Annotated in this window: 13 protein-coding genes; 3 read left to right on the top strand and 10 right to left on the bottom strand. The window is 59.4% G+C overall.

Annotation, left to right across the window (positions count from 1 at the left end; genetic code table 11):
* Nucleotides 1-26: 26 nt before the first annotated feature.
* From AC2FFP_RS14530 to AC2FFP_RS14510, 5 genes are all read right to left on the bottom strand, one after another.
* On the bottom strand, nt 27-2,726 hold the full coding sequence (locus AC2FFP_RS14530) for a DUF2339 domain-containing protein (RefSeq protein WP_496844489.1): 2,700 nt from the start codon (nt 2,724-2,726) through the stop codon (nt 27-29).
* A gap of 282 nt (nt 2,727-3,008) precedes the next feature.
* Entirely contained in the window at nt 3,009-3,719 is a 711-nt protein-coding gene (locus AC2FFP_RS14525; protein WP_496767070.1) for a VIT1/CCC1 transporter family protein, read from the bottom strand.
* 54 nt (nt 3,720-3,773) lie between these two features.
* Nucleotides 3,774-4,763 (bottom strand): YcjF family protein, encoded by a 990-nt coding sequence (locus AC2FFP_RS14520; RefSeq protein ID WP_496726854.1) that lies wholly within the window; start codon nt 4,761-4,763, stop codon nt 3,774-3,776.
* Complete coding sequence (locus AC2FFP_RS14515) at nt 4,756-5,211, bottom strand: GNAT family N-acetyltransferase (RefSeq protein WP_496767071.1); 456 nt, start codon at nt 5,209-5,211, stop codon at nt 4,756-4,758. Before AC2FFP_RS14515 ends, AC2FFP_RS14520 begins: the two co-directional genes overlap by 8 nt.
* Entirely contained in the window at nt 5,208-6,623 is a 1,416-nt protein-coding gene (locus AC2FFP_RS14510) for a YcjX family GTP-binding protein (protein WP_496844497.1), read from the bottom strand. The genes AC2FFP_RS14515 and AC2FFP_RS14510 overlap by 4 nt, the downstream gene beginning before the upstream one ends.
* Nucleotides 6,624-6,730: 107 nt before the next feature.
* Here AC2FFP_RS14510 and truA point away from each other — a divergent pair, with 107 nt between their 5' ends.
* Nucleotides 6,731-7,498 carry a tRNA pseudouridine(38-40) synthase TruA gene (gene truA, locus AC2FFP_RS14505; protein ID WP_496767072.1) on the top strand — a complete coding sequence of 256 codons (768 nt, stop codon included), beginning with the start codon at nt 6,731-6,733 and terminating at the stop codon, nt 7,496-7,498.
* On the opposite strand, the gene AC2FFP_RS14500 is transcribed toward truA, so the two are convergent.
* The 4 genes from AC2FFP_RS14500 to AC2FFP_RS14485 form a co-directional block, all read right to left on the bottom strand.
* Nucleotides 7,495-8,448: a nickel/cobalt transporter gene (locus tag AC2FFP_RS14500; protein WP_496779522.1), complete on the bottom strand. Its 954-nt coding sequence runs from the start codon at nt 8,446-8,448 to the stop codon at nt 7,495-7,497. The genes truA and AC2FFP_RS14500 overlap by 4 nt on opposite strands.
* Complete coding sequence (locus AC2FFP_RS14495) at nt 8,433-9,080, bottom strand: DUF1007 family protein (protein WP_496726849.1); 648 nt, start codon at nt 9,078-9,080, stop codon at nt 8,433-8,435. The genes AC2FFP_RS14500 and AC2FFP_RS14495 overlap by 16 nt, the downstream gene beginning before the upstream one ends.
* Before the next feature lie 74 nt (nt 9,081-9,154).
* On the bottom strand, nt 9,155-9,961 hold the full coding sequence (locus AC2FFP_RS14490; RefSeq protein WP_496779526.1) for a thioesterase family protein: 807 nt from the start codon (nt 9,959-9,961) through the stop codon (nt 9,155-9,157).
* An 8-nt stretch (nt 9,962-9,969) separates the two neighbouring features.
* Nucleotides 9,970-11,205: an acyl-CoA dehydrogenase family protein gene (locus AC2FFP_RS14485; RefSeq protein ID WP_496726847.1), complete on the bottom strand. Its 1,236-nt coding sequence runs from the start codon at nt 11,203-11,205 to the stop codon at nt 9,970-9,972.
* Between the two features lie 127 nt (nt 11,206-11,332).
* On the opposite strand from AC2FFP_RS14485, the gene AC2FFP_RS14480 reads away from it, so the two are divergent.
* Nucleotides 11,333-12,268, top strand: a complete 936-nt coding sequence (locus tag AC2FFP_RS14480; protein WP_496767077.1) for a 2-hydroxyacid dehydrogenase — start codon at nt 11,333-11,335, stop codon at nt 12,266-12,268.
* A 7-nt stretch (nt 12,269-12,275) separates the two neighbouring features.
* Here the strand turns inward: AC2FFP_RS14480 and AC2FFP_RS14475 are convergent, their stop codons facing one another.
* Entirely contained in the window at nt 12,276-12,632 is a 357-nt protein-coding gene (locus AC2FFP_RS14475) for a hypothetical protein (RefSeq protein ID WP_496767078.1), read from the bottom strand.
* Between the two features lie 175 nt (nt 12,633-12,807).
* Between AC2FFP_RS14475 and AC2FFP_RS14470 the strand changes: the two genes are divergently transcribed.
* Complete coding sequence (locus AC2FFP_RS14470) at nt 12,808-13,641, top strand: bifunctional allantoicase/(S)-ureidoglycine aminohydrolase (RefSeq protein ID WP_496767079.1); 834 nt, start codon at nt 12,808-12,810, stop codon at nt 13,639-13,641.
* Nucleotides 13,642-13,647 lie beyond the last annotated feature (6 nt).

Genomic DNA, 13,647 nt, shown 5'->3' with positions numbered 1-13,647 from the left:
ATGCCGGGCTTATAGGACGCCCGCGCCTAATGGTCCAGAGGTTCCGCCCCATGCGGCGAATGGCGCAGCGTGGCCCACCGGTTCAACCACGCCAAACCGGCCAGCGCAAGGCCCAGCGCCAGCAGTGAGAACACCCGGATCAGCCCCCCCAAACCAGCGATATCGACCAGGAACACCTTGGCCACGGCAAGCCCAATGACGACCAACCCCGCCTTGCGCATCATGTCCGATCGACGGGCGAGTGACTGATAAAACAGCCCCGCACCGATCAGCAGTAGGGCCATGGTGTAGGTGTATAGCTCGGGCTGGGTGACACCGTTGCCTTCGTACATACCGCTGGCCCCCTGCCAAACATGGCGAATGGTCAGGCCCAGCCAGACGGCACCCAAGGCTGTTGCCAGACCGAAGCACCCTTGTTTCCATCGCGGGTGCAGTGCAGGCAGCCAAGCAGCCGACAGAGCCAAAACAATGGCGGGCAACAGGTAAGCCACGGCGAGGGTATTCAGTATTGGCACCCCAAGAACCGGATCAGCTTGCGCATTCAGCAATGGGTTCGCCTCGGTCAGCGCCTGCGCCAGGCGAACAACACCATGTGCCGCAAAGAACAACGCCAGCCCGTAGCGCGCGTAATTCAGTTTTCCGCCCAGTTCGAACCGCCGCACCTGCGCGCAGGCCAGCAGCAGCCAGATCAAGGACAAAAGCCCCAGCCCCCAGTGGCTGTCATGGGCACCGCCGTTGCCAAACCCTTCGAGCCAGCGCAGCAACAGCAAGGACAGCAAGATGCCCGCCGTCGCCCAGGCGGCGCTTTCCAGAAGCAGCGCGATGACCGGACGGTTCAATGGGCGCAGGATGGCCCAGGCCGCCAGAAATCCAACAGCAGCTGTGGCATAGACAAGCGCCATTTCTGCGACCGGTGCCGAGTTTGCCCAATCCAGACCGGGATTCAGTACAAGCCGGAGCGTGACAGTGAAGACGCCAGCCCAGATGAACCAACCCATAGGTGGAAGATCAAAGCGCCGATCCAGCACCGCCGCGGCCACGATCACGGCCACAAAAGCAATTGTCAGGGCAGCCGAACTTAGGACAATCACGCAGGCAAAGGTCAGGCAAGACAAAGCCGACAAGGTCACCAAAGCCGCCCGCAGCCGGTTTTCGCCGTCGACGCGCGCGAAACGCCCGGCCAGAACAACCATCATCACCGCCAATGCAACCGCATGCAGCGCCCACGGATAGGCTCCGATAACTTCATCGGGATGCCATCCAAGCTCCAGCGCGATTGCCAACAACGGTGCAAATACTGCGGCACCGCCCGCCCATACAGCCCGGTACTCGGTTGCGCGAAACGATCGCCAAGCTGAAAGGCCTGAGATCAATGCACCCAGTGCCACCAACAGGGTAACCGCCCACGGGAAATCCGCCTCGGCGGTTTCGGCATAGGTTTCAGCGAAGCGGCGCGCGACAGAGCCGTTGTCCCACCCTTGGATCAGTACGAACCAAGTTAGACCAGCGGCTGGCAGTATGGTCAGGTCTTGCAGGGCCCGCGCCTGGCTTGCCCAGGTCAGCAAACCCAGCGTCAGGCCTGCCAACAGCATGATTCCCAGCCAAAATTCGGCCGCTGAGTCTGGCCAGTGTATCGCCAGGATTACTGCGCTGACGCTCACCGCGCCAAAGGCAAGGCGTGTCGGAAACTCTGGCCACTGGAGGCCCTTTTGGATCGTAACGATTTCGCTGATCATGCGCCCCTCGTGTTCCGGCCAGATCCGCCGCACGGGGATCGCGATCGCGATGATCGCCAATGCAGTTACGCCGACAAGATACCCCGACTCGGTCGCGGGTGCCGAAAGCACCAGCAGCAGGCACGCGGAATAAGCCCCGACTAGCGTCAGAACGGATATCCACGCCCAGCGCCGCACGGTGTCGATACCCAACCCAAGGACGGCGATCACAAAGAAATAGCCGTACAACCAGCCGGGATCGGTCGAGGTCCCGCCCACCACGAAGGGTGACGCAAACGCACCAATCAAACCGACGGCCGCCAGCAAGGGGCCGTGGAACCAGCCCAAAACAAGCCCCACAAGCGCAACAGCAATCATGGCAATCAAGGCCGCTTCGGGACCAAGCAGATCGTACAACTGCCTTGCAGCCAGCAAGCCACCGAACAGCGTCACCAGCCCGGCCCCAGAAAAGACCGATGGCAGGTAAGCTGTGGCTGAAGACTCGTCATCGCCATACTTCCGGCGGATCACCTCACCCGCGCCGATCAGCGTCGCGCCGAACATCAGGGCCGCAATGACGCGCATCGTTGGCGACAACAACCCGCTTTCGACCCCGTATTGGACCAGAAAAACGCCAGCCAGCGCCAAAGACAGGGCGGATACCGCATAGAACCAGTTCTCGCGCAGCCAAGCGCTCAGTGCGGCGATTCGATCGTCCTTCGCCGTTTCGGGGAGGGGTATCTTTTGTGGCTCAGGTGCTGAGGTGCCTTCTTTCGTTTCGACCTCGGGTGGTTCTGTTTTGATTGCCGGCCACGGAGAGCTCTTTTTATCCCTCGCTTGCGTCGATTCAGGTACTGTTTCTGGCGCTGGCAGGTCGCCACCAAGTGTGCGAATCTGCTGTTCAAGTTGCTCCACCCGGCGGCGCAGTCGAACCTGGGATACCAACAGAACAAGGATGGCCACCGGGACGGCCAGAACGATCAATCCAACGAGTACGAGCAGCGATTCCAACAGAGGCCTCCGGGCAAATGTGCCGTCAACCTAGCCGGGTGTCGATCTGCGCAACAGTCCGAAAAACCGTGTTTTTTGCGGGCTACGCAGTTCAGAACGCCTTATCCCCAGCCAAGGTACAGTCCGGCAACCATCAACCAGATGATGACCAACACAGCGGCAATCGAACCAGATGAGAAACAGGCGTCGACAAGTTTTACCGTCGCCGGATCAGATCAGGGTCCATCATCGACTTTGAAATATTGACAATCTACACCGCGTGCCCAGCGGTACTTCTTATAACTAGGGATGGAACAACGAGCCAACAAAATACGCCATCAGTGCGGCCGCGCCGCCGATCGCAAAAGTCTCTAGACCTGACCGCCACCATGGAGCCAGTGACCACCTGCTTTTCAGAGCTCCGATGATAAAGAAGACCGCCATGGTCATGGTAATCGAGAGCTGAAAAGCCCGATCGAACGACAGCAGAAACGGCAGCAGCGGGACCATGCCGGCCACAAGAAACGCCAAAAACGTTGCCATCGCGGCTTTGAACGGGTTCGGATCGACGCTGCCCAATCCGTATTCACCCTCGATCATCAGATTGATCCAATTGTCGCGGTTGGCTGTGATGGCGTCCGTGGCCTCATCCAGCACGCGCCCCGACAGGCCCTTTTGCGACAAGATCGCATGCACTTCATCCCGCTCGCCTTCCGGGTATAGTCTGATGTGACGTTCTTCGATGGACCGGATGCGGCGGATATTGTCCAGCTCGGCCTTGGTGCCCGAGTAATTACCCGCCGCCATGGAAAACCCGTCCGCCAATACATTGGCCAGTCCCAGCGCAACGATAATAAAGGGTGACAGGCCCGCCCCGGCTACACCCGCCACAATGGCAAAGGTGGTTACGGACCCATCGATCCCACCATAGACCACATCCCGCAAAACACCGCGCCCCGGTGGCGCGTTGATGCGTTCTGCAATCTCTTGCTGGCTGTGTCCGTGATCGGTCATGGCTGGCTCTGACACTGTTATGCACGACAGCCAACCACTGTACCTTGCGTCAGGTCAAGTTTTGGAAAACAAGCCAGCCAGAGCACGTTTGATGATGCCGCGGGTCGATGGCTTGTGCCGATCCGAGAAGGGCAGCGGACGGCAGACCTCCATCGCGGCGACCCCGACTCGCGCACTCAACGCGCCGTTGACCAGCCCCTCGCCGAACCGGCGCGACAGTTTGCTAAGGATTGATCCCCCAAGCACAGGTTCCAGCAGGTCGTCTCCCACGGCCACCGCCCCGGTGGCCACAAGGTGCACGAACACGGCCCGCGTCAGTCGCCAACTGCCCAAAAACCCTGCGCGCCCGCCATAGATTTCCGCGATACGCCGGATCATCCGCAAAGAAGCGGCCAGCGCGGTCGCAACATCCGCAAGCGCCAAAGGCACCAACGCCGTCACCGTTGCAACCTGACGCGCGGCAGCCTCGACTTCGCGACTGGCAGCGACATCCAGCGGGGCCAGCAGCTCGTCCTCGGCCAGGGTCAGCAGACCAGACGCGTCAAATTGTTCGTCGATCCGTTCGGACAGCCGATCGCGCCCCCAACGGGTTTCGTCTCGGCCTTTGTAAAACGAGATCAATCGGTTCGTGACTGCGCGCGCCTGCGCAAGATCATCCTCAGCCAACGCAGTATCGGCCGCGTGACGCATCCCGTCCACGCGGGACAACCGTCCGATTGCGGCCAGCTCGCGCACAGCGATGATCAATGCGACCAACACCAGCGCTGCAAACAAACCCGTAATCACCCATCCTATGATCGGCGCGCGGAGAATCAGGGAATTCACAAAGTCCCAAGCCGCCACTGAAACAACAGCCCCAAGCGCGGCAAGCGCCAAACCCCAGAACCACCGCGACAGGGTCGAAGGTTTGTGCGCCGCCAAACGCGCCGCACCTTGCATCGCCTGACCCTGAGGTTGTGCGATATCCGGGACCGGAGGTGCTTGCGACACATCAGCCGCGGGTTCATCACCCTCCAGATCAATCAGAACCGGCCCCTTAGCCATTGGATGCTCCTTCACTGTTCCAGACATACTTTATGTCCGGAAGGTTCTCGTCATTGTCAGCGCCGCTGCTGCGTGCAACCTCGGTAAAGCCGTTGCGCTCATAGAACTGGCGCGCTGGATGGTTGGCCTGAAACGCAAACAATGACAATTCGGACCGGCACGATTTGGCATGTTCAAGCAATTGCTGACCGATCCCCTGCCTCCGCACCCCAGGTGCCAGGTACAGTGAGTGGATTTCGGCACCGTTGAGCGCCAAAAACCCGATCACACCGTCACCGGTTTCGGCCACGGTCACCCAATCCAATTCAATCATACGGCCACAAAACGCGATGGTTTCCGCCTGCGAGTGCAGTTCCGGCATCCAATCGTTTTCACGGGCGAAGCCATGCAAAATCTCTCCGGCGGCACCGGCATCCGTGCTGCGGGCGGGGCGAAGAATGAAATTCACAGCCGGTCTCCGATCAGGAACTGGGCTGCGCGGTCCAGCCGTATGTGTGGCGGGCCATCCCCGGGCCGCAGTGTCAGGTGTGCCGGCGCGAATGCCATGAACTCATAATCCCCGCCCAGCCAGCCTTCTGACCCGTTGCGCGCCGGGCCAAGCAAATGCGTCGGGTCTTCCGGCAGATCACCGGGATAGAAAGCGGCCTGCTTGCCGCTGCCCAGCAAGGTTCCACGCACGCAGGGCAGCTCGGCTCCGTTATGGGTGCGGATTTCCTCGGTCGTTGCCCTTAACGAGGCCAGCGACAGCGCCGCCGTCTCGGCCCCGGCGAAGCTCGCGCGATCGCGCGCCTCGCGGGTCAGGGCCTCCATGATATTGGTCAGGCGGTGGTGTTGAAGATGGTGCAAATGGTCCGCCTTGGTGGCCGCAAACAGGATACGCTCGACCCGTTTGCCGAGCAACAACTGGCTAAGCCACGCATTTCGTCCGGGCCGAAACGCCGACAGGATATCGGCCATCGCGCGACGCATATCCTCGACTGCCTGTGGCCCGTTATGGATCGCGCCCAGCGCGTCCACCAAAACCACCTGACGGTCGATCCGGGAAAAATGATCGCGGAAAAACGGTTTCACGACCTGAGATTTATAGGCCTCGTATCGCCGGGCCATCTCGCGGTGCAGACTGCGTCGCGGGCCGTGACCCTCGACCGGCAAGGGTGCAAATGTCAGCACCGGCGAGCCTGCCAGATCGCCCGGCAGCAAGAACCGCCCCGGCGTACAGTCGTAGAACCCGGCATCGCGGGCTGCGTTCAGATAAGAGGCGAATTCTTTGGCCAGTGATTGGGCCTTTGGTTCGTCGTGGCTGACAGAAGGGTCAACCGCCTTTGCCTGCGCCAGAAAGGTCGTCGCCTCATTGCGATTGGCGATGCGCTCCAGTGTTTCCTGCGACCAGACCTCATAGGTTTTGTCCAGCAACGCAAGATCCAGCAGCCATTCGCCGGGGTAATCCACGATATCCAGATGGATAGTGCGTGGTCCCTGCAACCCTGACAAAAGCCCGGCGGGACGGGCTTTGAACGATAAACGCAGTTCTGACACTGCGCGCGTACTTTCGGGCCAGTGCGGCTGAGGCCCGGTCAGCGCCGCCAGGTGATTTTCGTAGTCGAACCGGGGCACGGTGTCGTCTGGTTGCGGCTGCAGGTAAGCCGCGTTGATCCGCCCTTCTTGCTGCGCCACGAGGCCCGGCATCCGCCCCCGGTCCAGCAAGTTCGCGACCAGAGACGTGATGAATACTGTCTTTCCTGAACGCGCCAGCCCGGTGACACCCAGTCGGATCACCGGCTCAAACAATGCCTCAGACACGCGGTCACCCACGGATTCGACGCCGCGCGTCAGACTGTCTGCCAGAGATGAGATGACCAAACCGTCGCCCCGCTTTTTTCGTTTTTCCCAAGATAGGTAGCGGCTGTCGGACATACCAGCGCTTTCCCACTCTTGCCCGTAGCGGCACGGCGCGTTACCAGCAGGCCATGCCTAGATACGCGCTGAAAGTCGAATACCAGGGGGAGCCGTTTGCCGGATGGCAGCGGCAAAAGGAATTGCCGTCTGTTCAAGGGGCAATCGAACAGGCCTTGTCATGTATTCAACCCGGCGATCACACAATTGCCGCGGCCGGGCGTACAGACGCGGGTGTGCACGCACTGGGACAGGTTGCGCATAGTGATCTGATCAAGGACTGGGATCCGTTCCGCCTGTCTGAGGCGCTGAACTATCACCTTAAACCGCAGCCTGTTGCCATCGTTAAAGCAGCACGGGTAGACGATGACTGGCATGCGCGGTTTTCAGCGCTCGAACGGCAATACCTGTTCCGCATCCTGATGCGCCGCGCACCTGCTACGCATGACGCTGGGCAGGTCTGGCGGATCAACCATCAACTGGACGTAGACGCGATGCAGGCGGGCGCGGACATGCTGATCGGGCGGCATGATTTTACCACGTTCCGGTCTTCGATTTGTCAGGCTGCAAGCCCGGTCAAAACCTTGGATGAGCTGCGGGTCGAACAGGTTGAAGGCTTTTCCGGACCAGAGGTTCATTTTCACGTTCGCGCCCGGTCTTTCCTGCACAATCAAGTGCGCAGCTTTGTTGGAACGCTTGAACGTGTTGGTGCCGGAACATGGTCGCCCGAAGATGTACGGGATGCGTTGGAGGCCACCGACCGCGCCGCTTGCGGGCCGGTATGTCCGCCGCAAGGGCTGTATCTGGCGCGGGTCAGGTACCCGGAGTCCGTGTTCGGTTAAATCGCGCGCAACAGCAGACCGCTTGCAATCACGGCGATCAGCAGCCCTGCCACCAGTTCAATCGTCGGAGCCAGAACCGAGGCAAATCGCGTCGCCGAAGCCGAGGCCAGAAGCCCTCCGCGCAGTCCGAACGACGTCCAACCGACCAGAGTTGTGACGGTCGCCGTGCCCAGCGCCATTGCGAAAGCGCCAGCAATGCCGACCATCGCGATACCCATCTGCCACGTCAGGATTAGAACAAAGAGAGCTCCGGTACAGGGGCGCGCGGCAATTCCTGCGATCAACACCACCGCTTCGCGCAGGCTACCGACTTGGGCCACTTCGTCGGCAGTAGGACCATGGCGATGCCCACAATCAGAACAGACACCATGGTCATGGTCGTGATGTTCGTGACCATCCTCGTGCGAGTGGTCGTGCGAGTGGTCGTGGCCATGATGATGCACGTTTTGGCTGCGATGGCGTCGCGCAAAACTGCGAATGGACCGAAAAATCAACCACAAACCGATCGCTGCAATGGCACCATAGCTGATCGGGGCCATAACCTTTTCAGTCGTGTCGACAAGGCTTGCCCGAGACATCTGGAACACCAGTACTCCGGCATAGACCAGAACCACTGCCGTCACCGCCTGCCCCAAGCTGGACAACAAGCTGATCGCGGACAGGCGCAGAAAGGCCACGTTGCGACCCAACCCATAACCGCCGATCAGTACTTTGCCGTGGCCAGGACCGACGGCGTGAAAAAAGCCGTAAGCAAAACAGACTGTCAGCAGTGTTGCCACGGCCTCGGGTTGTTCCGCACGCGCGGCGCGCAAAGCGCGGGCGATCTGGTTCTGAAACTCCCGCTGCTCACCAGCGGCCCAAGCGGCCAAATGGTCAAAACCACCGCTGCCCCAAAACCACAGCAACAGACCAACGGCGATGGCTACAGGAACAATCAGGTACTTGGACATGAAAGACGGACCTCGGTCGCAAAGCTTTCCCCAACCAGGGGGATATCGTTTTCTTCAAGGTCATAGTCGGCGTCCAAGGTCTGTAGGAACGCCTGCATCTGCGCCAGTTGCCCGTCAATATCCGCGTCAATCCGGCTGATCTGACAAGAGGTGGGTCCAGATACCGATACCGGGCGGGTCACTTCATAAGCCGTGTAGTAAGATTCATCATATGCTTTTGCGACGACTGCGGTTGCCGGCACTCCACCGCCTTCCACCGCGCGCAAGTGGGTTGTCACGATACGGCCATCCTCGGTGGTCGCTTTGGCCTCCATCGGCCCTGACAAATCGACCGGCGCACCATCGGCGAACACCACGAGATCGCCATTATATCCTTCGACCCACTGGGCATCAAAGCCGGACAGAAACTTTTCTTCGCTCTCGGTCAGAATGCCATCGGAATCCTGATCCAGCTTCATATCTTCAAGCTGAAACAAAGAGAAAAGCTCATCATACGCCCAAGTTACCCTGACATGGGTCAACTGGCCGCTATCATCCACAATAAATTCCAGCCCGGTGTCGATAAAGACATGCGGGTGGGCCAATACCGGAACCGGCAGGCAACAGGAGAAAAGGGTTATGAGCCATCGCATAGGCAAAAGATAGGGGCTTGGCCCGTGCCCGGCAACGTGTTTCGACAGACCCGTGCAGGAACCGGCCAAACCGGTCACTTCGGCGGGAACAAAACCAACGTCTGCAGGGCTGTTCCGACCGGGCCTTCGGTGTCGAACAGAACCGATTGTGACATTCCTATTCCCGACGATTGCCAATGGGATAAGGACTGTGAGGCCAACCAGTCCGACGTGGGTTCGCGTTGAATCTGCACCGTCAGGTCCGTGTTCATGAACCCCATCTCAGATGTTGGTGCATTCCACGAGATCCCGTTCCCGCAATCCGCCAGAGGGCATAGCGCCTGAATCAGCGATTGCGCCTCGCCCTCCAACAGCTTCGGGGTGCGCATCCAGACCGTCTTTGGACCGGCGTTCTGGTTACCATCCTTGGGGTAGAGAATATCCGAATGGTTTGCGAATCCCGGCAGGTCGTGGAGGGTTTCGCCAATCGGGAACGGGCCAGTCACTGCGTCGTCAAGATTGGGCGGCGGCATCGTGATGTTTGGAACCGGCCCCAAATCACGCCGTACTATGTGCATTGTCGTAGCCGTGGCACACAGCGTGTCATCCAGATCGTGCACCGTGACACGCGTCGTCGCTAACGTTTTGGTATGGCGCGTCGTTTCTGCCGCCACACGCAAACCTGCCAACGGTAGCGGGCGCAGCAGATCCACCGTCAGCCGTGTCAACATCTTTTCCGGCCCAACCTCTGTTTCAGCTGCACGAACGATCAGCCCCGCGACCGGGCCCGCATGACAATGATCCGCAGACCACGGCCCGCGTGCGGGATCATTGCCGACAAAAGCTCCGTCAGTCCGAACGTGGAAATAGGATTGTTCCTTCAGATCCGGTTTCAGCACCATCTAGAACCTCAGACTTTTTCCTGCGTGTGCTTTTTCAACTCGGCCCGCGCCACCTGACGGCGGTGTACCGCATCCGGCCCATCGGCCAGCCGCAAAGTACGCACATGGGTCCAGGCCGTCGCCAGGGGCGTGTCCTGACTGACCCCCTGCCCGCCGAACATCTGAACGGCCTCATCGATGACTTTGAGTGCGACACGCGGGGCAACGACCTTGATCTGGCTAATCCAGGGTGCCGCCGCACGGGCATCGCCCTGATCCATGTACCAGGCAGCCTTCAAGCACAGCAAGCGCGCCATTTCAATCTCCATCCGGCATTCGGCAATAATATCGAAATTGGCCCCCAGCTGCGCCAGTTTCTTGCCGAAGGCTTCGCGCTGCAGCGACCGTTTGCACATCTGTTCCAGCGCCGTTTCAGCCTGACCAATTGCGCGCATACAATGGTGTATACGGCCGGGCCCAAGGCGACCTTGCGCGATCTCGAACCCGCGGCCTTCGCCCAGCAGGATATTCTCGGCGGGAACCCGAACGTTGGTAAAGCGAATGTGCATGTGGCCGTGCGGGGCATCATCGTGGCCGTAAACCTGCATCGGTCGCAGAACCTCGATCCCTGGCGCATCGGCAGGCACAACAATCATCGACTGCCGCTTGTGTTTGGGTTGCTCGTCACCTGCCGTCTTGACCATGACGATATAGACCTTGCACCGTGGATCACCCGCCCCCGATGACCACCATTTTTCACCATTCAGTACATAGTCGTCCCCGTCCCGCACACAGGACATCGATACATTCGTAGCATCCGATGACGCCACGTCCGGCTCTGTCATCAAATACGCGGACCGGATATCGCCGTTCAGCAGGGGTTTCAGCCACTGCTCTTTCATCTCGTCCGTGCCATAGCGCTCGAACACTTCCATATTACCGGTATCGGGGGCCGAACAGTTGAACACCTCGGCCCCAAGAGGCGTTTTGCCCATCTCTTCGGCGAAGTAAGCATACTCGACCGTGGTCAAGCCAAAGCCCTTGTCGCTGTCTGTCAACCAAAAGTTCCAAAGTCCGGCAGCCTTGGCTTTGGCTTTCAACCCTTCGAGGATTTCAGCCTGACGTTCGGTGTATTGCCAGCGGTCGCCCTTATCGATTTCGGCCTGGTATTCTTCTTCCAGCGGCATGATCTCATCCCGGATCATATCTGCCACACGTTGTAGCAGTGCGCGATTTTCTTCGCGCAGACCGAATGACATGTTCATGAGCTTTCCTCCTCAGGCCCAAAGAGCGGGCTTTACCTTTGAACAGAGAATGACTTAGCTGCCGATAGAATGTCTAGCTGTGTGACGGAACGTCAACTCAATCAAAATGAAATTGCGAGGGTGATTCATGGCGCTACTGATCGAAACCGGTCTGACCGACTGGATAAGCGATGATGACATCGCCAAAACGATCCGAAACATAAACCCCGGCGCGGATGTGCGAACCCGGGAAACGATTGGAGATGCAAGCGAAATCACCATGGTCGCTGTTGTCGGCCTGAACAACGACCACCCCAAACGGCTGCCGAACCTGCAACTGGTCCAGAAACTGGGCGCGGGCGTAGAAACGATTGTTGGCAACCCGAGCTTGCCCGATCACGTCCGTATCGCACGGCTCAAGCCCGATGCGCCCGCGCAAGGTATTGCCGAGTGGTTCGTCGCTTATGTCCTTCACCATCAACGGAACATGGCATTTCACGAAGCTGCCCAGCGCAAGGCAGAATGGGTGCCCAAAGCCCCGATATTCACGCCGGACACCGTAGTGGGCGTTCTGGGCCTGGGCCATATCGGCACCCGCAGCGCCAGGATGCTGCGCGCCATCGGATTTCAGGTCATGGGATGGAGCCGATCCCCGAAAGAAATCGAAGGCGTGACCTGCCTGCATGGCGAGGATGCGCTGCCGACGTTGCTTGGCCAATGCGACCACGTTTGCGCCATTCTGCCGTCCACGCCGCAAACTGTCGGCTTGTTCGATGCGCAGATGTTGGCCGCCATGAAGCCCGGCAGTCAGCTGTTGAATGCAGGGCGTGGTGATCTGATTGACGAAATTGCGCTGATCGAAGCCTTGGACCGTGGAACGCCCGGCCACGCCGTTCTGGACGTAACCAGTACAGAACCCTTGCCCTCAGACAGTCCGCTCTGGGCACACCTTGGCGTCACAATCACTCCGCATGTTTCTGGCTGGCACTTAGGCGAAGCATTGGCGGACGTTGCAGAGAATTTCCAACGGTTGTCCGCAGGGAAGCCCTTACTGCACGAAGTCGACCGCACACGCGGCTACTGAGTCGAAATCAGGGCGTCAGAACCCAGTTTCCGCCGGCGTCCCGGCAGTTGCGGGTTCTGACTTCGCGTGATTGTTCGGCCCCGGCAGGCACAATGAAATGCTGAAGATGCACGCAATTGTCCCGAACCTCGCGCACCCGGACAGTACCTTTTGATCCGGTGTCGTCGTTCGACCAGTTACGTTCGGTTCCGACCTGAGGCGTTCCATCTGCCAACATCGCATTGGTCGTGGCGTTGACGACACTGTAGTCTTCGGGGCTCAACCCCATTTCAGCGATGATTCTCGAAAGTGGCTTGGCCTGTGCCAGTGAAACCGCGCCGATCACAACGGCTGCTGCAAAAAAGTGTGAAATCCAGGCTTTCATGATCTTCTCGCCTTGCTAAAATAAGTTTGGTCACAAGACTATACCGCCGAGGAACGGGGGCCAAGCCCCGCTGGCCGACCTTCAAATAATACCGAACAAACCTATCGCGACTCGGGTGCTAGGACCGCCGCGCCAATCGCCTCATAGTGCCTCAAACACGAACCAGAGGCATGAAATGGCACAGCCCACCTATTACGCGCCCACAGGCGGACACCCCGGACAAGACCAGCTGTTGACCGACCGCGCCATGTTTACCGACGCTTATGCGGTTATCCCCAAAGGCACCATGCGCGACATCGTCACCAGCAATCTACCGTTCTGGGAAGGCACCCGGCTTTGGGTTCTGTCCCGCCCCCTCAGCGGATTTGCCGAGACGTTTTCGCAATACATCATGGAAGTTCAGCCCGGCGGCGGCAGCGACCACCCTGAAACTGACCCTCAGGCGCAGGGCGTTCTCTTTGTTGTCGAAGGTGAGGTGACCCTGACATTAGGAGGTGCTGTCCATGTCCTCGAAACCGGCGGATACGCCTATATCCCGCCCGGATCGGATTGGACGCTGCAAAACGGCGCCGAAAAAACCGCCCGATTCCACTGGGTTCGCAAAGCCTATGAAGCCGTTCCCGGCCTGCCTGCGCCAGATCCGATCATCACCAATGAACGTGATGTATCGCCCGTCGAAATGCCCGGAACTGAGGGGCGCTGGTCCACGACCCGCTTCACCGATCCGCAGGATCTGCGTCATGACATGCACGTCAACATCGTCAATTTCGAACCCGGCGGCGTGATTCCCTTTGCCGAAACCCATGTCATGGAACACGGGTTGTACGTGCTGGAAGGCAAGGCGGTCTATCGGCTGAACCAGGATTGGGTCGAGGTAGAGGCCGGCGATTACATGTGGTTGCGCGCCTTTTGCCCGCAGGCCTGCTATGCAGGCGGACCTGGGCGCTTTCGCTATCTGCTTTACAAGGATGTGAACCGGCACATGCCGCTGATGTTGTCCAAACGCTAGGCTTTT

It is taken from the genome of Ruegeria sp. YTSC004, assembly GCF_059609805.1.
The sequence above is the reverse complement of the archived record's forward strand: the minus strand, read 5'-3'. Positions and strand labels throughout refer to the sequence as shown.